Below are 481 nucleotides of genomic sequence, written 5' to 3'. Positions count from 1 at the left end.
GGGCCGCCTCTGGCGGCCTGGCGGACGCCCCCCTTGGTACTACTACGGACTTTGTTTCTATCCCTGCGGGGAAAACCGGGTCTGACCAGCACGAATGCGGGAAGGGCACCGAACCGTGTTGCCGCCGCCGCCGCCGGTTCGAGATCCGTCGGGCCATCTGGACCTTCACGACGGTCAAGCGGCTCTCGGCCTGCGGACGGGTCATGGCTCAGGGCCGAGACGGCAAGGCTGACCGGGTCAAGATCCACGTCCGCGACGGGGTGGCCTACACGTCGGGGGTCTGCATCTGCGCGAACGGCTGGCTGTGCCCGGTCTGCTCGGCCAAGATCCGCGCCAAGCGGGCCAACGAGATCGCTGTCGGCGTTGCCTCGCTGATCATGTCGGGCGGCTCGGCCTGGATGGTCACCTTCACCGTTCGGCACGCGAAAGGTCACGCGCTCGCGGAACTCCTCGAAGCCCTCAACGACGCATTCCGGAAACT

At 67.2% G+C, this 481-nt stretch carries 1 pseudogene; it reads left to right on the top strand.

Annotated elements, in window-relative coordinates:
- Positions 1 to 203: 203 nt before the first annotated feature.
- Positions 204 to 481, top strand: a pseudogene (locus ACFUPX_RS44145) (hypothetical protein); the annotation flags it as partial.

Source organism: Streptomyces sp. NPDC057302, from assembly GCF_042667685.1.
Lineage (GTDB): Bacteria > Actinomycetota > Actinomycetes > Streptomycetales > Streptomycetaceae > Streptomyces.
Note: the sequence above shows the minus strand (reverse complement) of the source record. Positions and strands in the feature narration are given on the sequence as shown.